This is a genomic window from Shewanella sp. BC20, from assembly GCF_003129585.1.
Taxonomy (GTDB): Bacteria; Pseudomonadota; Gammaproteobacteria; order Enterobacterales; family Shewanellaceae; genus Shewanella; species Shewanella seohaensis.
Window position 1 is genome coordinate 21,832 of the sequence record NZ_NHRI01000022.1, and the last position, 26,301, is coordinate 48,132.

19 protein-coding genes are annotated in these 26,301 nt (G+C 49.4%); 9 read left to right on the forward strand and 10 right to left on the reverse strand.

What is annotated here, in order from left to right; all coding sequences use genetic code 11:
* Positions 1-82 precede the first annotated feature (82 nt).
* The gene (locus CBX96_RS18540; RefSeq protein WP_109287675.1) at positions 83-1,876 is read right to left on the reverse strand and encodes an SEL1-like repeat protein; all 1,794 of its coding nucleotides are present in this window, start codon (positions 1,874-1,876) and stop codon (positions 83-85) included.
* A 113-nt stretch (positions 1,877-1,989) separates the two neighbouring features.
* Positions 1,990-3,318: a leucine-rich repeat-containing protein kinase family protein gene (locus CBX96_RS18545; protein WP_109287676.1), complete on the reverse strand. Its 1,329-nt coding sequence runs from the start codon at positions 3,316-3,318 to the stop codon at positions 1,990-1,992.
* Between the two features lie 168 nt (positions 3,319-3,486).
* Between CBX96_RS18545 and CBX96_RS18550 the strand changes: the two genes are divergently transcribed.
* Positions 3,487-4,911, forward strand: a complete 1,425-nt coding sequence (locus CBX96_RS18550; RefSeq protein ID WP_109287677.1) for a LysM peptidoglycan-binding domain-containing protein — start codon at positions 3,487-3,489, stop codon at positions 4,909-4,911.
* A 65-nt stretch (positions 4,912-4,976) separates the two neighbouring features.
* On the opposite strand, the gene CBX96_RS18555 is transcribed toward CBX96_RS18550, so the two are convergent.
* The 5 genes from CBX96_RS18555 to CBX96_RS18575 all read right to left on the reverse strand — a co-directional run bounded on the left by CBX96_RS18555 (position 4,977) and on the right by CBX96_RS18575 (position 12,708).
* Entirely contained in the window at positions 4,977-6,350 is a 1,374-nt protein-coding gene (locus CBX96_RS18555; RefSeq protein ID WP_109287678.1) for a DUF4397 domain-containing protein, read from the reverse strand.
* 468 nt (positions 6,351-6,818) lie between these two features.
* Positions 6,819-9,650, reverse strand: coding sequence for a pitrilysin family protein (locus CBX96_RS18560; RefSeq protein ID WP_109287679.1), 2,832 nt, complete (start codon positions 9,648-9,650; stop codon positions 6,819-6,821).
* A 204-nt stretch (positions 9,651-9,854) separates the two neighbouring features.
* Entirely contained in the window at positions 9,855-10,394 is a 540-nt protein-coding gene (locus tag CBX96_RS18565) for an imm11 family protein (protein ID WP_109287680.1), read from the reverse strand.
* A gap of 128 nt (positions 10,395-10,522) precedes the next feature.
* A complete protein-coding gene (gene ssb, locus CBX96_RS18570; protein ID WP_109287681.1) occupies positions 10,523-11,233 on the reverse strand; it encodes a single-stranded DNA-binding protein in 711 nt (236 codons plus the stop codon).
* Between the two features lie 107 nt (positions 11,234-11,340).
* Positions 11,341-12,708, reverse strand: a complete 1,368-nt coding sequence (locus CBX96_RS18575; RefSeq protein WP_109287682.1) for an MFS transporter — start codon at positions 12,706-12,708, stop codon at positions 11,341-11,343.
* A 409-nt stretch (positions 12,709-13,117) separates the two neighbouring features.
* Between CBX96_RS18575 and uvrA the strand changes: the two genes are divergently transcribed.
* The 5 genes from uvrA to CBX96_RS18600 all read left to right on the forward strand — a co-directional run bounded on the left by uvrA (position 13,118) and on the right by CBX96_RS18600 (position 20,144).
* A complete protein-coding gene (gene uvrA, locus CBX96_RS18580) occupies positions 13,118-15,970 on the forward strand; it encodes an excinuclease ABC subunit UvrA (protein ID WP_109287683.1) in 2,853 nt (950 codons plus the stop codon).
* Positions 15,971-16,076: 106 nt separating this feature from the next.
* Positions 16,077-16,418: a hypothetical protein gene (locus CBX96_RS18585; protein WP_109287684.1), complete on the forward strand. Its 342-nt coding sequence runs from the start codon at positions 16,077-16,079 to the stop codon at positions 16,416-16,418.
* A gap of 83 nt (positions 16,419-16,501) precedes the next feature.
* Complete coding sequence (locus CBX96_RS18590; RefSeq protein ID WP_109287685.1) at positions 16,502-17,542, forward strand: M28 family peptidase; 1,041 nt, start codon at positions 16,502-16,504, stop codon at positions 17,540-17,542.
* A gap of 196 nt (positions 17,543-17,738) precedes the next feature.
* On the forward strand, positions 17,739-19,607 hold the full coding sequence (locus CBX96_RS18595) for a DEAD/DEAH box helicase (RefSeq protein ID WP_109287686.1): 1,869 nt from the start codon (positions 17,739-17,741) through the stop codon (positions 19,605-19,607).
* Positions 19,608-19,772: 165 nt separating this feature from the next.
* Positions 19,773-20,144 (forward strand): hypothetical protein, encoded by a 372-nt coding sequence (locus tag CBX96_RS18600; RefSeq protein ID WP_109287687.1) that lies wholly within the window; start codon positions 19,773-19,775, stop codon positions 20,142-20,144.
* A 60-nt stretch (positions 20,145-20,204) separates the two neighbouring features.
* On the opposite strand, the gene CBX96_RS18605 is transcribed toward CBX96_RS18600, so the two are convergent.
* Positions 20,205-21,401, reverse strand: coding sequence for an MFS transporter (locus CBX96_RS18605; protein ID WP_109287688.1), 1,197 nt, complete (start codon positions 21,399-21,401; stop codon positions 20,205-20,207).
* Positions 21,402-21,583: 182 nt separating this feature from the next.
* On the opposite strand from CBX96_RS18605, the gene CBX96_RS18610 reads away from it, so the two are divergent.
* Entirely contained in the window at positions 21,584-22,465 is an 882-nt protein-coding gene (locus CBX96_RS18610) for a LysR family transcriptional regulator (RefSeq protein WP_109287689.1), read from the forward strand.
* A gap of 132 nt (positions 22,466-22,597) precedes the next feature.
* Positions 22,598-23,440: a 2,5-didehydrogluconate reductase DkgB gene (gene dkgB / locus CBX96_RS18615; protein WP_181382233.1), complete on the forward strand. Its 843-nt coding sequence runs from the start codon at positions 22,598-22,600 to the stop codon at positions 23,438-23,440.
* 16 nt (positions 23,441-23,456) lie between these two features.
* On the opposite strand, the gene CBX96_RS18620 is transcribed toward dkgB, so the two are convergent.
* The gene (locus CBX96_RS18620; RefSeq protein WP_109287690.1) at positions 23,457-24,077 is read right to left on the reverse strand and encodes an HAD family hydrolase; all 621 of its coding nucleotides are present in this window, start codon (positions 24,075-24,077) and stop codon (positions 23,457-23,459) included.
* Between the two features lie 8 nt (positions 24,078-24,085).
* Entirely contained in the window at positions 24,086-25,075 is a 990-nt protein-coding gene (locus CBX96_RS18625; protein WP_109287691.1) for a DMT family transporter, read from the reverse strand.
* Positions 25,076-25,394: 319 nt separating this feature from the next.
* Here CBX96_RS18625 and CBX96_RS18630 point away from each other — a divergent pair, with 319 nt between their 5' ends.
* Positions 25,395-26,204: a hydratase gene (locus CBX96_RS18630; protein WP_109287692.1), complete on the forward strand. Its 810-nt coding sequence runs from the start codon at positions 25,395-25,397 to the stop codon at positions 26,202-26,204.
* The last annotated feature ends 97 nt before the right edge of the window (positions 26,205-26,301 follow it).

A 26,301-nucleotide genomic window follows, 5' to 3' on the forward strand; every position in this document is an offset into this window, starting at 1 on the left:
CTGGATATGGGGATAAATCGATAATCATAGCGACGATAGGGCTAGACTATCCCAAGTTCAAACACTAAAACTGGCATGACTCTCAAAGCTTTTCAAGCGCTTGTACTCTTGCCTTGGCCTTAGCTTCGTAATCATTCGTAAAGAATTTAGCCAGTTCAATGCTGTGCTGATAGAGCGCAAGGGCGCGCTCTGGCTCAACGCTGCCACTTTCGCCCGTATCGAGTAGGCTCGCAAGCTGAAAATAGGCACGCCCCAACACATCCCGCTGCATGCCTTGTTTATCGCCCTGCGAAACCACTTTTTCGAGCCAGATGCGTGCTTGGTGCACATCACGCGTGTCGGGTTTTAACAGAATATCCGCATATTCAGCGGCAACATAGAGGTCGCGCTCGGCGGCAATCTGCCAAAACTCTTGGCTTTGTTCAAAATCCTCGAGCAAATAATAGTAATCACTGGCGGCGCTATGGGCTAAGGCCGGATCAGCCTGCAAACTCATACGATAGTGAGTTAATGCTGCCGTTGCATCATGGTAGGGCGACCAAGGCAATGCTTGGTACAGCGCCATCATACTAATGGCCTCGGGAACACCTTGATTAACCAACTGATTTAACTGCTCCCAAGCGCTGGCTTGGACGCTTTTCGCCTCGGCCGTATTCGGTTTACCTTGCAGTATGGTCTCAAATGGCTGACGAATCAGTTCCAATGTGGCCTCGACATCCCCAAGCCTTGCCGCGCGTTGTAGCCAATAACGGCTCTGCCCAACCTCGCCCGCATAGGCTGCCTGTGATTGCATCCACTGAATCGCAATCAAGTCATCGCCCTCGGCCGCCTCTCGGTAGTATTTGCGCGCTTTTTCTTCATCCTTCGCCAGCGCATGACCTGCCCAATAGATGTGTGCTAACAATCGCTTATCTTCGGCCTTGCTGCTCTCACTTAAGGTATTGAGCATAGATTCAGGCTTACCATAGGCATACAGATGAACGTCCCCGCGCGGATAACGATACTCAGTGCCATCGGGATAATGGACGGAGATATGCTCAGGCTGACGCCATACATTCACTTGATAATCTGGCAGAATTTCGGGATTAAACTGCACCCGCAGCACTGGCTGTTTATCGAATCGCACCATTTGTGTCGCCGCGCTTGACCATAAACGGCTACTCGATTGCAGATTACTCTTAAGCTTTACCTCAAAGGGGCTGTCGGTCTTGGGGCTGTAAATCACCACAGGGTAATACACGGGATTGAGGCTAAGCGGCAACGCCGCAACCAGATTGGTATCTTCTTCGCTGCCAGCAAGCACGGGCTCGATAGTCAGCTCCTGACTCAAATAAAAGCCATCATGGGGCGAGGCTTTGGTCACAGGTCCGCTCGATGTTAATAGCGGTGACGTATGTAAATAGTCATCTTTTAATGACTTAACCTTTTGCCAGATGGGATGACTTGGCTGCAAGGTAAGGTCGAGGACTAAATCCTCTAATTGCCAATCGCAATCTCCGCCCCCTTGCAGGGCTAACGTCAGGTTGAAAGGTTTGGCATTGTCGGTCGTATCGAGGGATTGTCGCAGAACCGAACTCTTATTCAGCGTGGCGCGATAGGAGTTGGCAATATCACCATTTGGGAAACGGATTTCTTTGCGGGTACATGTAGAGGAAGTGTAATAACCAACTAATTCGAGCTGGGTGTGGGCAGGTAAGGTTCCCGTAAACTCGAAGCGTTGCGCAGTCTTTGGCGGCTTAGTTTGGTCAACGGGTAACTCCTGTAGCCACAGGTTATCCCACCAGCCCGCCCAAGCTGGCGCAGAGTTCATTAGGCTTAAACTCAAGATGAGGCTCAGGCCCAGCGCGAGCACTGCTACTTTAGGAACCAACCTCATAATGCCAGCTCTCCATTGCTGATGAGATACCATCGCCTTTGCTTTAATGTCTCTACATCGGTTTTCACCAATGGAACCACCCTTGTTGTTTTAGGCATAATGCCAGTGTGAGCTTAGCTCAGTGCCGCTAATACCTTGGCCGCCTCACTAAAACGTGGGCGACTTGCGAAGTCGGCCCGCATACATTGCTCTTTTAACTGCAGCAGCAGTGCGTGCAGCCCCTCATCCTCACAGCAATTGGCAAAGGGCAACAAATCATCAATCAAACAACCTAAAGCTCTCACCTCTATGGCCTCCATCGCCTCTCGCTCTGATTGGGATAGCTTTGCCAAGTTTGAAGCAGCGCCAAAGTCACCGAACAATAGCGCCATCTGCGGGTTAATCATCATATTGTGCGCATACACATCCCCATGGCTGATTTGCTGGGCGTGCATATGCGCAAGAGTCTCGGCCAAGTGCAAGGCTATCTTAACTATGCCCTTAAGGCTGAATTCGGTCCCTGCCTTAAAGGTATCGCGGGTACAGGTTTCGAGGGAGGGCGGTAAACCTAAGTTAGAAAACCCTTGGGGGATTAACGCCATCACTAGCCCTAGCTGATCCTTCTGGCTGATATGCGCTAAAACCTTGATGAGATTTGGATGCTCGCCCGTGGTTAAACAACAATCCAATTCATCGGCAGGATAACCGTCACTGGTCACCTCGCCCTTAAATAACTTCACCGCGATCTGCTCAGTCCCCGTGGCGGCAACCAACGCAGAATTTAACCAACGCCCCTGATAAATAATACCCGAGGCGCCCTCACCCAATTTGTCACCGAGCGCAATATCCGCTAATGACACATTGGGCACACTGGCCACATCGGCATGGGGGTCGACTAGCGTATGGCTAAAGGGATTGCCCGCAAACGCCAGCCAAGTGAGTTTAGGCAGCTTAAGCAACCAACTCGGCAGCGCGGCTAAAGCATTTGCCGATAAACGCACTAGCTCTAGGTTATGGCATTGGGCCATGGATGCTGGCAGCGAGGTTAACCGATTGCCCGCTAAGGCTAATTTTTGCAGGCGATACAATTGCCCCATACGTTCGGGCAAGGCGGTTATTTGGTTATCCGTTAAGATCAACCAGCGGGTATGCAAGGGCAATGACACCTCAGGAACCGAATGAATTTGATTCGCCTTAAAGCCAATCATCTCCAATTTGGGACACTGACCTAACGCTTCGGGCAGCACTTCAAAGCGGTTATTGGAAGCAAACAAGATCTTCAACTGAGTTAAGCGATGTAAATCGTCGGGCAGTGAACTGAGCTGGTTATTGGATAAGTCGAGGATCTCAAGGGTATCGGCTAAATCGAAGATCTCCCGCGGAAACTCGGTTAAATTTTCAACCAACTGTAAACGGGTAACCCCTTGTAATTGTCCCGCTTTTAACTGCGCTAACGTCTGCACTCTCTCATCCACTGCAATAAAAAACCGCCGCTATCTTAGCGTATTTAGCGCCAAAGCTAAACGTAACTAACGCGGTCAAATTTTAAGCAAAGCTATTCACAAATGCGAAAACAGATTAGCATGTGCCAAATCATGGAATACCAAGTCATCACAGATTACAGGACAATCATGCGGAAAACCTTTCGCCAACCCCATGCCTTAGCTGCGCTCGTGGTCGCCATCTTGATGGGCCAGCTAAGCGGCTGCGCAACCACGTCGGCGCAAACGTCGCCTACGGAATACGCTGCAACCATGCCTGACGCCCAGGGCAATAGTGAAGAGACAGCACAACCTCAGCATGTTGAAACGGAAGTTATCGACGCGCGTTACGCCGATGTGTGGGAAAAAATCCAACACGCCCGCACCATTGATGTACATGACGATGCCGAAGTCCGCAAACAGCGTAACTTTTTCGATGATAAGCAAAAGTTTATGACTCAGGTGACCCAGCGCGCCGAGCCCTTTTTATACTATATTGTCAGCCAACTCGAAGCCCGCAACATGCCACTCGAACTGGCACTCCTGCCGATTGTTGAGAGTGGTTATAACCCGCTCGCTCAGGCAAATGGCCCCGCCGGGCTCTGGCAAATGATCCCTGCGACGGGACGTAATTTTGGCCTGACCATCAACTCGGCCTACGATGGCCGTAAAGATGCGCTGGCCTCAACCGATGCCGTGCTCGACTATTTACAGCACTTGCACGATACCTTAGGTAACGACTGGATCAACGCCGTTGCGGGTTATAACAGTGGCGAGCTAGTGATCAAAGCCGCTATCGATAGAAACAAAGCTAAAGGCAAACCCACGGATTTCTGGTCGCTGAATATTCCGGCTCGCCAAGTGCAAACCGTGCCTAAATGGCTGGCCTTTATTCAAATTATCCGCGCACCTAGCCATTACAATCTCAAGGTGATGCCGATTGCCAACCGCCCATTTTTAGAGCGTTTACCTGCTCCTAACGGCGTTGAACTCAGTCAAATCGCCAATGCTGCGGGACTCACTAAGGCGGAGTTTAAAACCTATAACCCTGGTTATCGCCAAAGCGTGATCCCAAGTAAGGGCAAATACCAAATCGCCCTGCCGATTGAAAACATCGGCCAATATCAAGAGAATCAGCACCAGTTGTCCGCGCAAAAACGTTACGACAGCCAAAGTTACATTGTGAAATCCGGCGATAGCCTAGGTACAATTGCTGCGAAATTTGATATCTCAGTCAAAGAGTTAAAGCAGGCAAACAATCTCAGCTCCGATAGAATTAAAATCGGTCAAGAGTTAACCCTGTTAACGCCGATGACAAGCGAAGATAACGCCTCGACCGAGACGCCAAAACAGAGCAAAGCTCAAACAACGTCTCAATCGGCTAAGGCTAAAACCAGCAATAAAACCGCTGACAAGCCCGCCGCGAAAGCCAGCACATACAAGGTAAAGTCCGGTGACTCGTTAGATAAAATCGCGCGTAAAAACAAAGTGAAGCTCGCGGATTTAATGAAATGGAACCAGCTCAATGCCAAGAGCATTATTAAGCCTGGCCAAGAACTAAAACTGTCGGAATAGAAACGGTCAAGACGAAAAAGCACTACCTAGGTAGTGCTTTTTTATTGCCCGAATCTATTTAGCGATTAAAGCTTAACAAGGTTATAGTCAAAGCTGGTTGAAGTGTCCTTGTTCAACACCATAGTGACATTATCTTCGTTATTAAAATCCATCATCTCTGATGCATAAACCACGGTTTTAGTACCATTTTCCACCGCAATGACCTTGATGGAATACTCACCTTTTGGCACCACTAACGACTGCGGCGCCGTAGGGTTAACAGCACTGATCTTATAGGCTGCGGTTTCAATGGTGTCGTTCGCCTTTAAGAAGTACAGCGTCAGGTTACTCTTGTCGGCAAAACTGACGATATCAAACTTGAAGCTGTAGGGACTCGGCGTTTGTGTTTGCTTCATCTCCATCGCCTTCACTTGGCTACCTTCTTCGGTGGCTTGTTCGTAGATAAAGATGGTTTTGATCTCGTCCTGATTAAGGGTAATCAGCACATTATCGAGCAGTTTAGCTTGGCTAGTGTGGTCAAACACGCTCACGCCAAAGTCATTAAACTCAGCGCCTTGATAAGCCGTCACGCCAAAGGGGGCCACATTGCTAAATAAGGCTTCTTGCTTGTTGCTCACGACTTTGACATCGACATTATGTTCAGCCAAGCCATTGAATACCCTAAAATCGACACTGCTTTCGAGGGCAACGTGGTTACGCACATTGGTGGTCGAATCCACGCTATCTAAGCTGATTTTGGCATCCGAAGCGCCAAAACTTTCCCGTAAAATCAACTTATAGGGCACCTTAGTCTTAAAGTTAATGCTTGCCGTGGTGTAGCTCACATTGGTCGTTCCCGCGGGAGCGAGGTAAACCTTGTAATCCCCTGTATCCAAAATCTGCGGTGTCGAAACTTCACCGTAAGCGACACTGCCTAGCATCACCGCATCGGCAAAGCTTTGATCGGCTTTGGCAATATAGGCATCGTAGGCGGGCGCATCCATCGCCGTATGGGCGATCAATAATTGCATTTTGCTCTTGTCCGCTTCGGCATTTTGCTTATCTAACTCAGTGCGGGAGTAATTGATATTCAGCAGCGATGGCGAGGCAAAATCCCCATGTAAGACGAAGAAGTGGTCAGTTGCGGTTTTTAAATCGATATCCTCTTTATAGAGCGAGATATCTTTGTTCGACGCATCTTTACCCATTACCTCGACGGCACTCACACCGGGTGTCGACGTGAACCTTGGCATGGCATCGGCGTAATTCACACTCTCGTAGGTTTTATCGCCAATCTTCAGTGCAGTTGCCGTGCTCCCCACAGAGGCATTGTAAAATTGCACATAGGTATCGGTCTTCGAGGTATCCTCGTCTTTGTTGTTATCGGAGCCACCACAAGCGGTCACGCCCAAACAGGCGAAGGTTAAAACCGCGAATCCTTTTAGTTTATTGTTGAGCATCGTATCCCTCATTAGCAGACAAAAAATTCAGTTCAGTCTACGCAGTTATACAATGACAACAACGGCAATTGCCACTTAAAACTCAAACAAATATTCTACAAACCCAAACACTTAACAAACATTTCAGCAACATGGTCAAAGTTGATACAAATCACATTTTTAGCAGGATTATTTGATACAAATTGCCAAGACACCATTGCAGTTCACCTCCATCGCATCGGCTGGCGAGAGTCGCATTTAGGCGAAAATCCCCAAAAGAAGTTGTCCTACACCTCGCATTGATCATCGACATGTTAATTACACAAATCGATATTGCAGATGCTAAAACCGACTCAATAAAAAAGCCCCCGTGATACTGAGATGACGGGGGCTGATTGGTTTAAGAAGCGACTTAGATTCGATAACCACAAGATGCCGCAGTTTAGCGCCTAAAAGTCTTTAGGCTTTATGGCGCCAAACCTTGGCTCATTACTGCGCCGTGGCGGATGCAGGTAAGGTTTCGATGGTTAAGCGTTTATCATCCTTGAGGTATTTCTGCGCCAACTGGCTTAGCTCCGCAGGCGTAATTTGTTGCACCAGCGATAACCTTTGATTAAAGGCGCTAAAACGCTCCGGCTGGCTTTGGGCAGTTGAGGCCAAGTCTAGCCAAAAGTTATTACTTTGCGGCGCCATCTGCATCCACTCCAACACAGGTTGGCGGGCGCGATTGAGTAAATCCTCACTGATCCCCGCAGGCGCTTGGACTTGCTTCACTGCGGCGGCGTAATACTGAGCCACCTCAGGCAACATGCTCTTAGTTGTCACGCTAAACAAGCCAAGGTAGCCATAACCCGTTGGATTTAAATCATTATATGAGAATGCCGAAGGGGAATAACTCGCGCCAGCTTTTTCACGCACATTTTCGGTCAGCAAAATACTCAAAACCTGTTCGAGTAAGCCTAAACCGATCTGTTCACGAAGATTGCTCATATCCGTGGTGGGCCACACCTGCGCCAGCGCCGCCATATCGACCTGACCATAATGCATCAGGCTCATGTGTGCGGGCACTTTGGGAAACACGGGCACAATCGTCTGCCCCTTAGGGATAGGCTGACGGGCAATGGCCCCTAAGGTTTGCGCCACTTCAGCAATCGCTTTGTCTTCATTCACATCGCCCACAATTGCCAGTTCAATCGCCCCCTGCTGAACGGCAGAATGGAAGCTAGGCGCGAGCTCTGCGAACTGACGCTTGAGGATTTCCTCTGGATTACCATAGCCATAGCGTTTATCCCCATTATGGGCAATACGGGCAAACTGGTTCGAAAACTCCAGTTGCGGATTGCTATGAATACTCTGCTGCTCGGCAATCACTTGCTCACGGAATAACTGCTCGGCTTGCTTATCCATACCGGGGTCGACTAAGTATGCCGTCAGCACGCCTAATTGGGTGCGAAGCTCGGCAGCATTGGTGCTGATCTCGCCGCCAAAACTCTGCTCACGCAGACTCAAACTCACCGAGATATCTTGGCCTGCAAAAATATCGCGCATGCTGTCCCAGTCATGTAAGCCTAAGCCTCCCTGCACAAAGGCGCTGTTAAACAGATAGGACAAACCGTCTAACTCGGGAAATGGCACCTCGCCAAAGCCGATGTTTAAGCTCACTAACGCCACGCCCTGATTAAAATCCGTTGGCTTGATATTAAGGCGTACACCATTGGCAAACTGTATCTTACGGATCCCTGTTGTGGCATCGCGCTGATCGGCAACGATCTGCCCCGGCTCACCAAATTGACTATAGGCAAACTCGGCAATGGCTTTGGTTTCAGGCGCTTTTACCGCTTGCTTTTGACTCGCGTTGTAGGCGGCTAATAGTTGTTTTTCAACATTATCAATAGGCTTATTGCTGGTTAAATACAAATAAGGCGTGCCATTCCAAATCTGTTTAAACAACTGCTGCAGTTTTTGCGGCGTGATACTCGGCATCAGTGTCTCAAACAATGCCAATTGCCACTCAGGCTCGACGGGCACCCGCTTGCTCGCTACGGCATTCACTAAGCTTTCGGCAATGTTCACACTGTGAATAGTGTTGCTACCTGCGGCATTGAGCTGATAGCCCTTATGCATTCGTTTAAGCTGTTGGTCGATTTCCTGTTGGCTAAAGCCAAATTCAAGCGCCTGACGCAGGGTTTGCTCCAATAGCGCAATACCCTGTTGCCAGTTGTTTTCCTGCGTGCCCAGCGTCATTTGAGTGCCGTAGGCAATATCATACTCGGGACCAATTTGCAGATTAACGCCGTACAGGCCTTGGCTGTGGAGTAATTGCGATTCTAGGCGGCGATATAAAATGCCATGGGCAAGCTCTAATAAAATCTCCTGCTCACGCTGGGCAATGGTATCGGTTTTAGGCTGTTGAGGCTTTAACAACCCTAAAGAAACCGAGGTTTGCAAGCTTGGGTCAAAAAAGGCGCTCGCCTCCACCTTAGATTTGGCTTGTACCACACCGATAGATTGCGCTTTTACCCCTGCGGCCTGCGGAGCAGCTTGCCAGTCGGTAAATTGCTGTTGGATCTTTTGCTCGATACGGCCGACATCAATATCGCCCACCACAATTAAGGTGGTGCGGGACGGCGTGTAAAAACGTTGGTAGAGGGATAATAACTTTTCACGGTTCGCATTTTTAATGCTCGTAGCCTCCCCCACGGGGAAGCGCTGCGACAGCACTGTTTGCGGCATTAAAAAGGTTAACTGATGGCGATAGTTTTCTAAATCGGCGCTGCTACGCTCACGCAGTTCAGACAGGACCACTGCCTTTTCACGCTCGATAAGCGCGGGATCCAGCAACAGATTACCAGCGATTTCGCGCATTAAAAACAAAGCGGTATCGACTTTATCTTGGCTATTGCTCGGTAAATTAAACTGATAAACCGTCTGCTGAAATTCAGTCACCGCATTGGTATCGGCCCCAAAACTTAAGCCTAAACGCTGCAATGTCGGGATCATCTCCCCCGCCGCGAGCCCGGTAGAGCCATTAAATGCCATATGCTCTAAAAAATGCACCAGACCTTGCTCGGCATCCGTTTCCATCACAGATCCCACATCGACCCGCATACGGACGATAACGGCCTGTTCGGGAGTTTTATTGTTCACTAACAGGTAGTGCAACCCATTAGTCAGGGTGCCTGTGTGCACCCGTTGACTTAAGGGTAAATAGGCCGACTCTGGCCACAAAGGCGCTTCAACCGCTCTTAAGGGCAAGGCCACGCTGATAAATAGCAGCCATAACCACAGGTGTTTAAACTGGATTCGCTTGAAATGATTCATAAAAATTCATTTTCTCCCCCCAATTTGGTTCATTAACCGGAGAAAATGCTAACCTCAGTACTGATAAATTGACTTTTTACTATAGCCGCTAAAAGGCTTTAAGTCACAAAATCAATACCTTACACCGTACCAAAAGCAATTATCACCTTGATATTTAGCACAATATCTTTAGAAATAATCTCACCAAAATCTCGAACCAAATGCCTAGTCCAACGGCAAACACTCTACGCCCCGAAGCGGCTGACACAGATCGCGAATAGTTTGATTCACTATGATATAAGCCAGTTTTTCCTGTAGCGAAAATATCGACGCTCCCTCCACCTTGCTGGCATCAATCACTAAAGTCTGGATTTGGAGTGACTGACATTCACCATAGCGGCGATATCTGACTTGCGAGCGATTCATATCGATACAGGCGAAGCGTTTAAGCACCTTCATCGCATAAAATTGATGATTGATGTCTCCGCTGTTATCACGAATTTCAGCAGGGATAAACTGGACTTCTTTGTCGCTAACTGCACTAAATTGCTCGACAAATAATGAGCTGACAAGGGGAAGGCCTATGGTAGGCAAAATGTCGTACTGGGTAATTGCCTCATCAAGCACATCCACCTCATAGTAAAGGGGCGTTATACCATTAAAAGGCTTAGTAAAACTATCAATATAGGGCTGCTCATTCTGCTCCGAATACACAAAATAAACATCCCTGTGATAGAAAGCATCCAACTCAAAAAATGGTTCCATCTCTACATCCTGTAAATGGTTTGAAAGCAACTCAACGTTTTGCTATCAACGGAAAAATCGCAATTAAAACAAAGCCCCGTAAACGGGGCCTTGTGTTTGAATCTTAGAACTATGCTAGATAATCAAGCTTAGAACGGAATATCGTCGTCCCAACCATCATCCAAATCTGGGGTGAAGTTTTGTTGTGGCTGTGGCGCTGGACGTTGTGCAGGTGCCGCTGGTGCTTGATACGCTGGTGCAGCAGGCTTAGGCGCATAACCACCTTGCTGTGGCTGTGCGTGGGGCTGCGCTTGTTGCTGACCATAGCTTTGCTGAGCTGGCTGTTGAGTGTAACCAGATTGGGGCTGCTGTGCAGGTGCTTGGTAACTTTGCTGTGCTGGCGCGTATTGGTTTTGCGCTGGCGCAGTTTGAGCCGGTGCCGCTTGGTAACCCGCGTTTTGTTGCATGCCACCCATAGGGGCACCTTGGCCTTGACCTTGACTTTGGCCTTGATTGCGACCACCTAACATTTGCATGCTACCGCTTTGGTCGATAACCACTTCAGTGCTGTAACGATCTTGACCGCTTTGGTCTTTCCACTTACGCGTCTGCAGTTTACCTTCGAGGTAAACCTGTGAACCTTTACGCAGGTACTCACCCGTAATTTCAGCCAACTTGCCAAACAGAACCACACGGTGCCATTCAGTACGCTCTTGCTGTTGACCTTGTTGGTCTTTCCACGATTCGCTGGTCGCTACTGTGATGTTAGCGACTGCGTTACCGTTTGGCATGTAACGTACTTCTGGATCTTGTCCCAAATTGCCAACCAAAATTACCTTGTTAACACCACGACTGGCCATTGAAATCTCCTGCGATTCTTTAAATAATCTATTAATTCAGTATGTTGTTTATAATTGTTGCCGCAAGGGAAAATCCGCTTCCCTAAAACTCGCGGCAATAACACATATTATTGAGCAGAGCCTAACACAGCTCGGGCTTCTCTTAAATCGAAATGCTCATCAACTTTGAGGTAAGCAACTTTCTCATCTAGCACCACAATCGCTTCGACCACACCCATCAATTGTGACAGCTGCGACGCCATATCCCGCGCTTGGGCCTTATCTTTTACGGCAGCTTCTAAGGTGTAACTCTTAAGCAGCACAGGATTTTTCATCCCTAGGGTCAATAATAACCAAACGCACATCAATACCAGCGCGACGATAAACACGCCCACGGCGCCGACTAATTGGAACGCACCGCCGCCAAGCATACCGCCACAGAATGCGCCTAAAAATTGGCTAGTCGAATAGACCCCCATGGCAGAACCTTTTTCACCAACTGGGCAGAATTTCGCAATCAAACTCGGCAGCGACGCCTCAAGATAGTTAAAGCCGGTAAAAAACAGCAATACCGCTACGCTCAATACCCAGAGGTTGTTCGAAAACATCGCCATCGCCGCAAGGGCAAACATCATGATCACTAAAGCAATTTGGAACATCGCCTTAGTATTCTTACGCTTCACCCCGATAATGATTAACGGCACCATCAAGAAGAATGCGCCCACAAACGCGGGGAAATACAGCATCCAATGTTTTTCTTTCACCAGACCCGCATCGACTAAATCGAGTGGTAAGGCAACAAACACCGCGGTTAACACTAAGTGCAGAATGAAAATACCCGCATCGAGCCTAAACAGCTGCGGATCGGTCAACATACGCTTGAGCTTGGCGGGCGCCGCTAAGGTATCGCCCTTAGGTGCATGGGAAATTGGATTCGGCACTAATAACTGCACAATCAACATGCCAAGTACCGCAAGGCCAGCGGTTAGCAGGAATAAACCCGATAAGCCTAAATGCTGCGCCACAATTGGGCCCACGAGTAACGACAGGGCAAAAGAGCCGCCGATACACATGCCGATAATGGCCATCACCTTAGTGCGCTGCTCATCTCGGGTTAAGTCCGCCGCTAAAGCCAACACGGCGGCAGCAATCGCCCCCATACCTTGCACGGCACGGCCAAATACCACGCCGTAAATCGTATCGGCATTGGCGGCAATTAAGCTGCCGATGGCGAACAATACTAGGCCCGCGAGGATGACAGGTTTACGACCATACTTGTCGGATAAAATCCCCATCGGGATCTGCAAAACGGCCTGAGTCAAGCCATAGGCACCAATGGCAATCCCCACCCAAAGAGGAGAAAAACCTTCTAAATGCTGACCATAGAGTGCAAAGACGGGCATGATCATAAACAAGCCCATCATACGTAAACCAAATACGCTGGCTAAAGAAAACGCGACTTTTTTCTCGGTTCCTGAAAGTCCGTTGTTACCCATGATTTTGCCCTGGATTGAAGTCTTTTAGGGGGCGCATGTTAACACACCCAAAAGCGTTTGCTCAAAAGGAAAAACCGCCCACGCCGAGAGTGTAAAACAGCGGGTTTTGCCCCGCGCCAATGCTGATGCTCGCACGTTAGCGTACGCTTAGGCCTTTATTTTTAAGGCTTATCTAAAAGCCCATTGGCTACAAATAGTTAACTCGATGCTTACAGAACTTGGCTAAGTTCAAAGCCGATAGACGGATTAATCTTCGTTAATCCGCTAACTGCATCACCTTTATCAGCAATACCGGCCCCACAACCGCGCCCATTGGACGTGTCAGCAAGATCACAGAATCGACTAAACTCGGCCGCCGAACTGTGCGATACTTAGGCTCATTTTTTTAAGCATAAGACTTGAGCGATAGATGGATAAGATTGAAATACGCGGCGCACGGACCCACAATCTCAAAAATATCAACCTGACTATCCCAAGGGATAAGTTAATCGTTATCACAGGGTTATCGGGTTCAGGCAAATCTTCCCTAGCATTTGATACCTTATATGCCGAAGGCCAACGACGTTACGTTGAGTCTCTTTCTGCCTATGCCCGCCAATTCTTAAGCTTGATGGAAAAGCCCGATGTCGACCATATCGAAGGCTTGAGCCCAGCGATTTCCATCGAACAAAAATCGACGTCCCATAACCCGCGCTCCACCGTCGGGACTATTACCGAAATTTACGACTATCTGCGTCTGTTGTTTGCCCGTGTGGGCGAACCACGCTGCCCAACTCACGGCCAACCGCTTGCGGCGCAAACCGTGAGTCAGATGGTCGATAAAGTGTTAGAAATGCCCGAAGACAGCCGCTTGATGCTGCTGGCGCCCGTAGTCAACGGTCGTAAGGGTGAGCACGTTAAACTACTCGAAGGTTTATCGGCGCAGGGCTATATCCGCGCCCGAATCGACGGTGAAGTCTGCGACTTAACCGATCCACCAGCACTCGATTTACACGTTAAGCACACTATCGAAGTAGTGGTCGACCGCTTTAAAGTCCGCAGCGATATCCAGCAGCGTCTCGCAGAATCCTTTGAAACCGCGCTCGAACTCTCCGGCGGGATTGCCGTGGTCGCCAGCATGGATGAAGGCGCCACTGAAGAATTAATTTTCTCGGCAAATTTTGCCTGTCCGCACTGCGGTTATTCGATGGCAGAACTTGAGCCACGGATTTTCTCCTTTAACAATCCGGCGGGCGCTTGCCCAACCTGTGATGGTTTAGGGGTACAACAATTTTTCGACCCAGACAGAGTGATCACTAATCCTGAGTTATCCCTTGCGGGCGGCGCGATTCGTGGTTGGGATAGACGTAACTTTTATTACTTCCAGATGCTGAGCTCGCTCGCCGACCACTATAAGTTCGATGTCGAAGTGCCCTTTGAACAGCTGTCGGATAAGGTGAGGAAAATCGTCCTCTACGGCTCAGGCAAAGACAGTATCGCCTTCAAATACATCAACGACCGTGGCGATGTGGTGGTACGTAATCACCCCTTCGAAGGCATCTTAAATAATATGGATCGGCGCTACCGCGAGACCGAAAGCAACGCGGTGCGCGAAGAATTAGCCAAGTTTATCAACACTCAAGCCTGCCAAAGCTGTGGCGGCTCGCGCCTGCGTGAAGAAGCCCGTAACGTGTTTATTGGCGATCTTAACCTGCCCAAACTCACTGTTTGGTCAATAGGCGAAGCCCTCGAATACTTTGACAAACTCGAGTTCAGCGGGCAAAAGGCACAGATCGCCGAGAAGGTACTGAAGGAAGTACGCGATCGTTTAGGCTTCCTCGTTAACGTCGGCCTCAACTATTTAAGCCTGTCGCGTTCTGCCGAAACTCTTTCAGGCGGTGAAGCGCAGCGTATTCGTCTCGCCAGCCAAATCGGCGCAGGACTGGTCGGTGTGATGTATGTACTCGACGAGCCATCTATCGGCTTGCATCAACGGGATAACGAACGGTTGTTGCAGACCTTAATCCACCTGCGGGATTTAGGTAATACAGTGATTGTGGTGGAGCATGATGAAGATGCGATTCGTATTGCGGATCATATTATCGATATCGGCCCTGGCGCTGGTGTACACGGCGGCGAAGTGATTTGCGACGGTCCGATTGAGAAAATTGTCGCCTGCGATGAGTCCGTCACTGGCCAATATATTTCGGGCAAACGCAATATCCATATCAGCACTCCGCGTACGCCTTACGATCCCAAACAAGTGATTGAACTTTACGGTGCCCGTGGCAACAACCTGCGCAATGTCGACTTAACGGTTCCGGTAGGACTGTTCACCTGCGTGACCGGGGTATCGGGCTCGGGCAAATCGACCCTGATCAACGACACCTTCTTTAGAATTGCCCATAAGCAACTCAACGGTGCCACTGTCGATGAGCCCGCGCCTTACGATCGCATCGTCGGCATGGAGCAATGCGACAAAGTGGTCGATATCGACCAAAGCCCGATTGGCCGCACACCACGCTCTAACCCCGCCACTTATACTGGCATCTTTACGCCTATTCGGGAGATTTTTGCCGCGACGCAGGAATCCCGTACCCGTGGTTATCAGGTGGGCCGTTTCTCCTTTAACGTGAAAGGCGGTCGCTGTGAGGCCTGTCAGGGCGATGGCTTAATTAAGGTCGAAATGCACTTCCTGCCCGATGTGTATGTGCCCTGCGATGCCTGTAAGGGTAAACGCTATAACCGCGAAACCTTAGAGGTGCGCTACAAGGGTAAGAACATCCACGAAGTGCTGCAAATGACAGTGGAAGATGCGCGGGAGTTTTTCGATGCCGTGCCAGCCATTGCTCGCAAACTGCAAACCCTAATGGATGTAGGTTTGTCCTACGTACGTTTAGGCCAGAGCGCGACCACGCTGTCGGGCGGTGAAGCCCAAAGGGTGAAACTTGCGAAAGAGCTCTCTAAGCGCGATACGGGTAAGACCTTGTATATTCTGGATGAACCGACAACAGGCTTGCACTTTGCCGATATCCAATTGCTGCTCGATGTACTGCATCGCCTCAAATCCCACGGCAATACTATCGTGGTGATTGAGCATAACTTGGATGTGATTAAAACCGCAGACTGGATTATCGACTTAGGCCCAGAAGGCGGCGGTGGTGGCGGTACTATCCTAGCAACTGGTACGCCAGAAGATGTGGCGCAGCATCCGACATCCCATACCGCGCGCTTCTTAAAGCCGCTGCTGGAGCGGGATGCTAAGCTAGCCAAGCAGTCATAATTTAGGTGCGAACAGCGCCTTGGTATCTCCAAGGCGCTGTAATTACACCCTATCGTGGTATAAAACATCTCAGGCAAGCCATTCGCCGTTATCAATCGAGGAGAACATGTTGCCAACGCATCGCCCGAGTTTGACGAGCTTAAGTCGCGCCAATCTATTACTCATCGCCTGCCTAGGGTTAACGCTTGTGGCATTGGTTGTCGCCGCTGTCGATCCGCTTATCGGTCAACCTACACGTTTACAGGTGACAGTATTAGATAGCTCAGCCAATAGCAGCCTACTCGCCTTACCCGATGGCCGGATCACCACTTTAGACCAAGGCGGACTCACCAAAAACGCTCAAGTCACTATTTGCTCACGCACCCATTTAGTCTCTGGCTTGGAGCACTTTAATTTAAGCCGTCATCAAGAGGCGACACTCTCCCCCGAGTTCCGCGTCTTAGACTAATTCAGCATTACGGCCAATGCAGCCAAGCTAAATCCCTGTTAGGCTTAGGATTGATCATCCTATTGCCAACCTTAAGGATAGCCATGGGCAATTTGGCGCACCCACTCACTGCAATCACTCGCCCTCAGTCTCACCGCATAGGCTTGAGCTTATTGCGCTTGTCTATCCTTAGTTTGTGTTTGGGCCTTACCGCCTGCGCCAATCAATCCGCCGAATACACTTGTTCACCTGAGGCGATTCGATTGAATTGGGCCGAACCAGAGGATCTTAAGCAAACGGTAGCAACACTTAGCGCCGCAGAATTAATGGGGCGTAAAACCCAAACGGAAGGCGCCGCCAAGAGTCGCGATTATCTGCACAGCCAGTATCAACAACTTGGGCTTACTCCTTGGGGAGAGACTTTCGAGGTGCCCTTCAACTATGCCACGCTTTTTAGCCAAGAGACGGGAAGCAATATGGTGGCCTTAGTCCCCGCACGCCAACCCACGAATCGATGGCGCATTGTGGTGGCTCACTACGATCATCTCGGCATGAGTGGCAGCAAGATTTACCACGGCGCCGATGATAACGCCTCAGGTGTTGCCGCCCTGTTGGCTCTCGCCGCCCACTGGCAAGCGCAGCTAAGCGCCGCCCCCGATTCGTTGCCCAACATTAACTTAATGTTTGTCGCGACCGATGCCGAAGAGCCGGGGCTGTTTGGCAGTACGGCCCTCGTCGAGCAACTCAAGCAGCGCATGCCCGAGGCGCAATTTGAACTGATGCTCAATCTCGATATGATTGGCCATCCGACCCGACCCTATACCATTTACCTCGAGGGCAGCCGCAACTTCTATCAGTTTCCACAATTTAGATCCATGCTAAACGCGAATAATCACCTCTGTATTAAGTTGAGCCATCCCAAACCCATGGGACGAAGCATCCAGAGTACCGACTGGCTGAGAGCCTCGGATCATTATCCTTTCCATAAAGCCAAGATCCCTTGGCTCTATTTTGGTGTCCCCACTCATCCGCAATACCATACCCCCGAGGATACCCCCGACACCTTGGACTATGTTTTCCTCGCGGCGGTGACAGAATCCGCCTTCGAAATCCTACGACTCAATGGCGACTTTTTGAAAAATTAATCGAAGTGGCGCGTTTCTTGCTCAGTTTTTGCAAAAAATATACGCAAAACCCTGTATTTATCCTCAGTCAGATTGGTAAAGTGGCACACATGCTGCTATAATCTGGCGTTTTCGGTGCGGGAAATCGACACGGGGTTGATTTTCTGTCTGTGAAACTTAAGCGCCAATCCGGGCGCATCCACAAGGCTACAACCCAATGTCATCCAGTGAAAGAACTTTCCGTGAACTCGGCTTGTCCGAGAATTTGTTGCGTGCTCTTGACGAGCTAGGTTACGAAAAACCAACGCCAATCCAATCAGCCAGTATTGACCCATTAATGGCTGGCAAAGATATTTTAGGTCAGGCACAAACAGGTACAGGTAAAACTGGCGCCTTCGCCCTGCCCCTGCTCAACAAAGTGACCAGCCAAGCTGTTCCACAAATCCTAGTATTAGCGCCAACCCGCGAATTAGCGGTGCAAGTAGCAGAAGCTTTCAGCAGCTACGCGAAATTTATGAAAGGTTTCCATGTACTGCCAATCTATGGCGGTCAGAGCATGCATCAGCAATTAAACGCCCTGAAGCGTGGCCCACAGGTTATCGTGGGTACACCGGGTCGTGTTATGGACCATATGCGCCGTGGCACCTTAAAGCTGGAAACCCTGCAAGCGCTGGTACTCGACGAAGCCGACGAAATGTTAAAAATGGGCTTTATCGACGATATCGAATGGATTCTGGAACACACCCCAGAACAGCGCCAACTGGCACTGTTCTCGGCCACTATGCCAGAACAAATCAAGCGTGTTGCTAACAAGCACTTAAAAGATGCGACTAACATCAGCATCGCTGCGAGCCACACCACAGTTGACTCTATCGAGCAACGTTTCGTGCAAGTGTCTCAGCACAACAAGTTAGAAGCCTTAGTACGCGTATTAGAAGTTGAAAATACTGAAGGTATTATCATCTTCGTTCGTACCCGTAACTCATGCGTTGAATTAGCAGAAAAACTCGAAGCCCGCGGCTACGCTTCATCACCACTGCACGGTGATATGAACCAGCAAGCCCGTGAGCGTGCGGTTGAGCAGCTGAAAAGCGGCAAGTTAGACATTCTGATCGCGACCGACGTTGCGGCCCGTGGTCTGGACGTTGAGCGTATCGGCCACGTAGTGAACTACGATATCCCTTACGATACTGAAGCTTACGTACACCGTATCGGTCGTACTGGCCGTGCTGGCCGTACGGGTATGGCGATTCTGTTCGTTACCAGCCGTGAAATGCGTATGCTGCGCACCATCGAGCGCGCAACCAACAGCCGTATTTCACCAATGAAGGTACCAAGCCCAGAGACGGTTGCAGAACGTCGTCTGTCTCGCTTAGGTGAACAATTAGCGCAAACCATGACACAAGATCTGGACTTTATGCGCGAAGCAGTTGCCCAGTTATGCCAACAGTTGGAAGTGGATACCGATCTGCTGGCCGCAGCCCTGCTGCACCAAGTTCAGCAAGAACGCCCACTGCAATTACCTGCGATTCAAGAGCGTACCCGCGATGAACGCAATGAGCGCAGCGAACGTGGTGCTGAACGTGGCGAGCGCGGTGAACGTCGCAGCCGTGAATCACGCCCACTGCCAGCTAGCCTTGGCAGCGCCGAAGCGTTAAAAGACAACCCAGATCTGAAGATGTGCCGTTATGTTATCGATGTAGGTCGTGACAATGGCGTGGGTGTGGGCAACATCGTTGGCGCTATTGCAAACGAAGCTAACATCGACAGCCGTTACATTGGTGCTATCCAGTTATACGATGCAGTGACTACCGTTGACCTGCCAGACGGCATGCCAAAAGAAGTGCTGCAGCACCTGAAGAAAGTGCGCGTATGTGGCAAGCCACTGAACATCCGTGAAGCTGGCGATCAGGTATTCGTAGATTCAGGCCGTGGCGCACGTAGCGACCGTCGTCCACGTGGTGATCGTCCAATGGGCGAGCGTAAACCACGTGCAGCCTCTGGTGACAAACCATTTGCTGACCGCAAACCACGTTCAGACAAGCCAGCAGGCGAGCGTAGACCACGTAAACCACGCGAAGAGTAATCACCAAACCTAAGCCGTTAGGTTAAGCAGATTTAAACAAACGCATTAAAAAAGGAGCCTAGGCTCCTTTTTTGTTGTCTATCATTTTTCCGAATTAACTTGCACTTAAGCCAATAGGTCTATTAGTGTCGCCTTAGTCTTTGGCAACACAATTAGTGTATTTCGATGAAAAAAGCCCTTACCGCAGGCCTGTTATCCGCTTTTATCGCCCCCGGCAGCGGCCACTTTTACCTTAAACATAAACGTTCAGCTCTGGTGTTTTTCAGCTTAGCTGTTATCAGCCTGATGCTGCTCCTCATGCAAATCTATCAAGTGGCACAAGTGATCGCCTTAGAGATCCAAAATGGCACCTTACCCTTAGATGTCGGCGTGATATCCGCCGAAATCACTCAACAAACCCAAACCACCATGGCCAATGCCAATGAACTGCTCTATGGCTTTTTGCTCTGCTGGTTAGTGGCATTGCTCGACAGTATTCGGCTGGGGCTTAAGCAAGATAAACAAGATGCCTTAACCACGAGTACAACTGGGCAGTAGATTTAGACTTTAATGGGCTTGCAAACACAGTGGTTAGCAAGCCCATATTGCAACGATAACCTATTGCTTAACTCCATCGACTGACGCATTAACAGGCTCAGTTCGAGTATCCAAATAACCACTCAGGCGAGTTAATAGCAGCGCCGCAATCACCACTAGCGCACCAATCAATGGGGTTTGCATTAATCCCATCTGCTCGACAATGAGTCCGCCGCCCCAAGCACCTAAGGCAATTCCAATGTTGAAGGCGGCGATATTTAATCCCGACGCTACATCTACTGCGGTTGGAGCATAGGTTTCAGCCAGTTTGACAACATAGACCTGTAATCCAGGAACATTGCCAAAGGCGAAAGCGCCCCAAACGAGTATGGTTAACACAGCGGTAATAGGGTTTAACGCCGTAAAATGGAAGATAAACAACACCGCAGCTAAACCAGTAAAAATATAACTGAGGGCTTTGATTGGCCCCATGTTATCGGCCATCTTACCGCCCCAGATGTTACCTATGGCAACCGAGACACCATACACCAACATGATCATCCCTATCGCACTCGCATCGAAGCCACTGATCTGCTGTAAAATCGGCGCGAGAAAGGTAAAGGCGACAAAAGTACCGCCATACCCAATTGCAGTAATGGCAAATACCAGCAGTAATCTTGGCTCAGTCAACACTTTAGCTTGGGTCAGTAAACTGGCAGCACGGGTCTGCTTAAGGTTGTTCGGCACTAAGAATGCACTGCCTATCAAGGCGATAAGACCAAGCAGAGCAACGGCTAAAAATGTCGATTGCCAACCAAAACTCTGGCCGATATAAGTCCCTAGGGGCACTCCTGTTACCAGTGCGACGGTCAGTCCTGTAAACATAATCGCAATGGCACTGGCCGCTTTTTCGTTTGGTACCAGTCCAGTTGCAATGGTTGAGCCAATCGAAAAGAACACCCCATGGGCTAAACCAGTGATCACCCGCGCTGCAATCAGAGTTTCATAACTCGGGGCTTGCCACGCGAGCACATTCCCCGCGACGAATAGCGTCATTACCGCTAATAACACATGTTTACGATTCCAATGCCCCGTTAACGCCGTTAATACTGGGGCGCCAACGGCTACCCCAAGGGCATAGAGGCTGACTAATAATCCCGCCGAGGGGAGAGAAACCTGTAAGTCCTGCGCCATAGTGGGAATTAATCCCACGATGACAAACTCAGTTGTTCCAATAGCAAAGGCGCTTAGCGTCAATGCGAGTAAAGCTAAAGGCATGATGGCGTCCATCCTGTATTAAACGAGCGACAAGCTCGATAAGGGCTAATAGAGCTGAAGTTAAACCTGTTCACATAACTTCAGATGGCGCTATCTTGACGATAAAGTTTATTGTCAAAAAGAGTGATTTTTACAAATGATTTTTGCTATAAACGTAACTAATTACCTCGTTGGAGACTGACATGCTGACTCGCTCAGATGACTTACAGATACTGCTCACAGTGGTCGATAGTGGCGGATTTTCCGCAGCGGCCGAAGCGCTCGATATTCAAGTCGCTAGGGTTTCAAGAGCCGTGACCAAACTTGAGAGTCAGTTGCAGGTCACCCTGCTCAACCGCACGACTCGACGAGTCGAATTAACCAATGAGGGACGTCTGTTTGTCGATGCAGTCAGACTTGGACTGCAAACCATACAGTTAGCGGAAGAAGAACTTATGAGTCGAGGGGAGCAACCTAAGGGTAAGCTTAGAGTCGATGCTGCCAGCCCTTTTGTGCTACACCAAATAGTCCCCTTAGTGCATGAGTTTAAACAGCTTTACCCCGAGATAGAGCTAGAACTGACCTCGAACGAAGGCTTTGTCGACTTGATTGAAAAGCGCACAGATGTGGCGATTCGTATAGGAAAACTCACCGACTCAACCCTGCACGCTAGACCCTTAGGTAAGAGTAAACTGCATATTGTGGCCTCTAAGGAATACCTCGCCAAACGCGGTTTACCTAAAAGCGTCAGCGAGCTAAACCACCACAGTCTTATCGGTTTTACGGGCGCTAAGGTCTTGAATCAATGGCCACTCAAAGGGCTGGAACCCATTGTTCCCACAATGCGGGCAAGCAATGGTGAAACCGTACGTCAATTAGCCCTCGCGGGTAACGGTATAGCCTGCCTATCTGGGTTTATGGTCAGCGATGATATTGCCCACGGTCGTTTATTGCCTTTACTAGAAAACGAGCGAATCGTGAATATAGAGCGGGAACAAGTCAATGCCGTCTATTACAAGACCTCAACCGTTGCTCGGCGGATCTCCGCCTTTATTGATTTTATTCAACCTCGGCTAAGTCTTTAAATTTAGAAGTGATTAGAGCGTTAAGTACCATAGATTGTTGCGGTAATAGCAAAAATCATTTGTGCTTTAGCCTCTTTATCAACAAATCGTGATCGGTGACAGTTACTCCATCCACAGAATAAGGGGAAGAATATGACTCACACCAATGCGACAGCATTTAACCAAACGCCTCTGACAGCGATGCCGATGCTGGGCACAGGAACATTCAGGCTGAAAGATAAAGCTGCGTTCGATGCAGTGTTGATGGCACTCGAAGAAGGTTCACGCCATATCGATACGGCACAAATTTATGGTAATGAATTGGCCGTCGGGGATGCGATTAACGCCTCAGGGATCCCACGCCAAGAACTGTTTATCACGACCAAAGTTTGGACTGAAAACCTGACGAAGGAACGCTTTGAGACTAGCGTTATCGACAGTCTAACGGCGCTGCAAACCAAGTATCTTGACCTGTTACTCATCCATTGGCCGTTAAACAGCGATGAGCCCAATATGGTCGAGTATCTTTCAGAGCTCAAAGCAGTATTAGATAAAGGCCTGACCCGCCGCATTGGCGTATCAAACTTTACCAATGTACAACTCGCGCAAGCGATTGCCATCTTAGGCGAAGGCGTTATTTATACCAATCAAGTAGAAGTGCATCCCTATCTCATCAATCGCAAAGTGACGGATTTTTGTAAACAACACAATGTATTAGTAACGGGATACATGCCATTTGCCTATGGCGCAGTGTTGCAGGATGAAACCATTGTCAACTTAGCCATGGCGCATCGAGCCACTCCCGCACAAATTGTGTTGGCATGGCTGCGACAATTAGGTTTTGCCACCATTCCCTCCTCAACCAAAAGAGAGAATGTTCGCAGCAACCTTGCCGCAACAAGGATTAGCTTAACGCCTGCAGAAATCGAGCAAATCAATCAACTGGATCGCAATCACAGGGTCGCAGATCCTGACTTTGCCCCCGATTGGGATTAGTCCGTCCGCGCTTTAGTTAGCCTTTAACTTCTAATGTCCAAGCGTCGATAAAGCTCTGATAATTAGCGATGAGCAAATCCGCCGCTTGGGCATAGTCGGGCACCTCTTCAGGGCAATAGAGGGCGCAGCGGCTCCCCGCGTTTTGCGCGGTTTGCAGATCGAATAGATAGTCCCCCACATACAAGATATCCGCCGGACTCAACTGCCATTGCTCGCAAATCAAGTGGATACCCTGCGGGTGCGGCTTAGGCTCGGCATCGTAACGGGTCAGCACTAAGGGGATATCAATACCGAGTTTTTCAATGGTAATTTTGGCCGCCTCAGGCATATTGCGGGTCAAAATCGCTAGCGGCAGTTGCCGCATCTTTAAAAACGCAATCAACGCCTGCGCGCCTTCAATCCAGCTTGCCTGACGCGAACTTTCAAGCTCGTAGTCATGGACAATTTCCAGCGCCTGCATCTTAGCCATTGTGGTATCGAGGCTATGTATATGCTCGAGAATATCGGTCCCCGATCCAATACCTAATGCCGCCCTTAAGCCATTAAAATCGGGGTTTGAATGGGCAAGCGTGCCGTCGAGATCAAAGATAACCCCGCGGATTTGTTCAAGTTGCATGTCGGTCAGGCGTGTTATCACTCGGGTACCTATTCAGTGGTCTGTGAAGCGGGTTGCAAACGTCGTGCGCGGCGCTGGCGATACAGGGGCAGTAACTGCACCACCATCACTGACACAATAATCACACCTATGCCAAAGAGCGATAGCGCATCTAATTTATCGGCCTTAAATACATCAGGCCACCAACCGATACTCACCACTAATGCCGTGGCGCTAAAGCTAAATACCGGCGTTAACGCCAGCATGGCGCTCACCTGCGCCGTCGGCCAGTACTTCATCGATTGTCCGAAGCAGCCGTAGGCAATCAAGGTATTGGCGGCGCAAAACAGCGCCACTTGCCAGTCGAAGCTATCCATTTGTGCAAACTGACTAAAATCGCTAAAGGGCGCCATCGCAAAGATCCCTAAGGCGTAGATGACTAAGAGTACGTTGGCGGGGGACAAACGGTTCAAGAGTGACTTTTGCAGCAGCGCATAGGTAGTCCATGACAATGCGGAAAACTGCACTATCATCACTCCAAGCCAGATCTCATGGTTATCGGTGGCGGAAAAATCTAAATAGGGATGGAAAAACATCAACATCCCTAAAGCTAAGCTGGCAAAACAACTGAGCTGCACCGCATTCAAGCGTTCTTTAAAAAACAATACGCCGCCAAAGGCGAGGAAAAATGGCGAGGTTTGAAAATTAAGCTGCGCGGCCCCCGGTGCCAGATAGTCAAGGGAATACACGAATGAAACATAGTTAAGCATTAGAAACAGTCCGGCGAGGATAAGCCTGAGCCAAACCTTGGCATCGAGCGCCGCAAACTGCTTTAAACTCCCCGCGCTCCACTGCACCAAAATACTGACAAGAAGCGCCACTAAAAAACGGAACCAAGTCAACGTCACAGGATCGATAAAACTCCCCGACAGCTTAAGCGCTATGGGTAACATGCCCCAAAACAACACGGCGACAGAAATAAACAACAATCCTAATTGAGCATGGTTAGTTGCCAAGGATCCAGAGTGGCTTTGATTCACGGAAAAGTCCCAGTAGTACCGCAGAAAGGAACGCCATTCTGGCACCGCGGCGCGCTAAGATCTAGCCTAAAAAGCGATTAACTTTTCAGCCGGATTGGATAGTTAAGCTGACACTAAATCAATCTTGACTAGCGATAAATGCAGAGCATTTCAAGATAAGTTTTATCAAGCCTTTAGCAGCACAAAAAGGTATATTGAGCGCAATTTCTCTTTTAGCTCAAATTGGATTTACAGAGTCGAGTTATGCCTTATGCGCTCAGTAATTGCGACATAAACGACTCTGCATAAGTCCTTTTAAATAAGTTAGTTAGGATTAAACATGCCACAGACAGACGCTAAAGCACAGCTTGAGTGCATTAACGCAGCAGCACAAGAACTCGCGCAGCGACGCGCCAAAGGTGAAGCGGGCGCGCTGTTGCAAGAAGCGCTAAGACCGAAAGATTTCCCTCAGGCTTTTGCAATCCAGCAGACCATTGCGCAGCAGTTTAGCGCCCAAGACAACCCGATTGCGGGGTGGAAGTGCCTACTGCCAACCGCCGAAAAAACCGTGGTAGCGCCTATCTATCAACATGATGTGTATATCGAAACCGCCGAATGCCCACTTTATCCTTCAAGCAAAGGGCTTGCCCGTGTCGAACCTGAGCTCGCCTTTGAAATTGGCAGCGATTTACCACCACGAGCCACGCCTTATTCGGAAGCCGAAATCGACGCCGCCCTAGGTAAAACGCGCCTCGCCTTAGAACTGATCAAAAGTCGTTATCAAAACCCAAGCGAAGCCAACCACTTCGATGCCCTCGCCGATGGCTTAGTCAATCAAGGCTTGTGGTTAGGGCCAGAAATCTCAACCTCGGCTGAAACAGGCCATTTCGCCCTAAATGTTGAAATCGCCGCTGGCGGACAGCAAGCAAGTGAGACGCTGCAAAAAGCCGCCGTTCATCCCAACGGTTTTCCTAAGGCCGGACTCTACTGGTTGGTCAACTTCTTATCTGCCCAAGGGATTGGCTTAACCCGAGGACAGTATGTGATCACAGGCTCCTATGCAGGGGTGTTAGATCTGCCGCTCAATCAGCATTGCCAATTCCACTACGGCGAGTTAGGTCAATTTGGTTTGCAGTTCGTAACTAAATAAGTCACGCACTAAAGAGTACCAAACCAATCGGCAAAGTCAGAAGGTAGGCAAATGCTTACCTTCCTAATCCCCCACTGACCAACAGCGCGAAAACAAG

What these genes read in the sequence shown, in the direction of transcription:
- CBX96_RS18540 (WP_109287675.1), bottom strand. Translation starts at nt 1,876, where the DNA reads ATGAGGTTGGTTCCTAAAGTAGCAGTGCTCGCGCTGGGCCTGAGCCTC.
- CBX96_RS18550 (WP_109287677.1), top strand. Translation starts at nt 3,487, where the DNA reads ATGCGGAAAACCTTTCGCCAACCCCATGCCTTAGCTGCGCTCGTGGTC.
- CBX96_RS18555 (WP_109287678.1), bottom strand. Translation starts at nt 6,350, where the DNA reads ATGCTCAACAATAAACTAAAAGGATTCGCGGTTTTAACCTTCGCCTGT.
- CBX96_RS18560 (WP_109287679.1), bottom strand. Translation starts at nt 9,650, where the DNA reads ATGAATCATTTCAAGCGAATCCAGTTTAAACACCTGTGGTTATGGCTG.
- CBX96_RS18565 (WP_109287680.1), bottom strand. Translation starts at nt 10,394, where the DNA reads ATGGAACCATTTTTTGAGTTGGATGCTTTCTATCACAGGGATGTTTAT.
- ssb (WP_109287681.1), bottom strand. Translation starts at nt 11,233, where the DNA reads ATGGCCAGTCGTGGTGTTAACAAGGTAATTTTGGTTGGCAATTTGGGA.
- CBX96_RS18575 (WP_109287682.1), bottom strand. Translation starts at nt 12,708, where the DNA reads ATGGGTAACAACGGACTTTCAGGAACCGAGAAAAAAGTCGCGTTTTCT.
- uvrA (WP_109287683.1), top strand. Translation starts at nt 13,118, where the DNA reads ATGGATAAGATTGAAATACGCGGCGCACGGACCCACAATCTCAAAAAT.
- CBX96_RS18585 (WP_109287684.1), top strand. Translation starts at nt 16,077, where the DNA reads ATGTTGCCAACGCATCGCCCGAGTTTGACGAGCTTAAGTCGCGCCAAT.
- CBX96_RS18590 (WP_109287685.1), top strand. Translation starts at nt 16,502, where the DNA reads ATGGGCAATTTGGCGCACCCACTCACTGCAATCACTCGCCCTCAGTCT.
- CBX96_RS18595 (WP_109287686.1), top strand. Translation starts at nt 17,739, where the DNA reads ATGTCATCCAGTGAAAGAACTTTCCGTGAACTCGGCTTGTCCGAGAAT.
- CBX96_RS18600 (WP_109287687.1), top strand. Translation starts at nt 19,773, where the DNA reads ATGAAAAAAGCCCTTACCGCAGGCCTGTTATCCGCTTTTATCGCCCCC.
- CBX96_RS18605 (WP_109287688.1), bottom strand. Translation starts at nt 21,401, where the DNA reads ATGCCTTTAGCTTTACTCGCATTGACGCTAAGCGCCTTTGCTATTGGA.
- CBX96_RS18610 (WP_109287689.1), top strand. Translation starts at nt 21,584, where the DNA reads ATGCTGACTCGCTCAGATGACTTACAGATACTGCTCACAGTGGTCGAT.
- dkgB (WP_181382233.1), top strand. Translation starts at nt 22,598, where the DNA reads ATGACTCACACCAATGCGACAGCATTTAACCAAACGCCTCTGACAGCG.
- CBX96_RS18630 (WP_109287692.1), top strand. Translation starts at nt 25,395, where the DNA reads ATGCCACAGACAGACGCTAAAGCACAGCTTGAGTGCATTAACGCAGCA.